The sequence below is a fragment of the Streptomyces sp. SID13726 genome, from assembly GCF_010548375.1.
Classification (GTDB): domain Bacteria; phylum Actinomycetota; class Actinomycetes; order Streptomycetales; family Streptomycetaceae; genus Streptomyces.
The window spans coordinates 1-387 of sequence record NZ_JAAGLY010000847.1; the positions used below are offsets into that span (position 1 = coordinate 1).

The 387-nt window shown below is 74.7% G+C and carries 1 protein-coding gene; it reads right to left on the reverse strand.

Features of this window, described 5'->3' with window-relative positions:
* A partial coding sequence (locus G3I78_RS50630; protein ID WP_164437420.1) for a substrate-binding domain-containing protein occupies window positions 1-387 on the reverse strand: 387 nt, incomplete at both ends.

Genomic DNA, 387 nt, shown 5'->3' on the forward strand with positions numbered 1-387 from the left:
GAGGGGGTTGACCTCGACGAGGTCGACGATGAGGCGCAGGGCCTCGGCGCCCATCCGGTGGATCGGCTGGTCGACGGTCGTCAGCGGCGGGGTGGTGAGCGCGGACTCGGGGACGTTGTCGAACCCGACGACGGAGACGTCGTCGGGCACGCGCAGGCCGAGCTCGGTGGCGACCTCCATGGTGCGGATGGCGGAGAGGTCGTTCGCGGCGAAGATCGCGGTGGGCCGCTCGGCGAGCGAGAGGAGCTCGTGCGCGGGGGAGTCGGCGAGGTCGGGGCGGTAGCCGCCGACGCGGACGAGGTCGGGGTCGAACGCGACGCCGGCCTCGGCGAGGGCCTCGCGGTACCCCTGCTCGCGCAGGCGAGCGGACTCGAGGTCGGGGCGGCC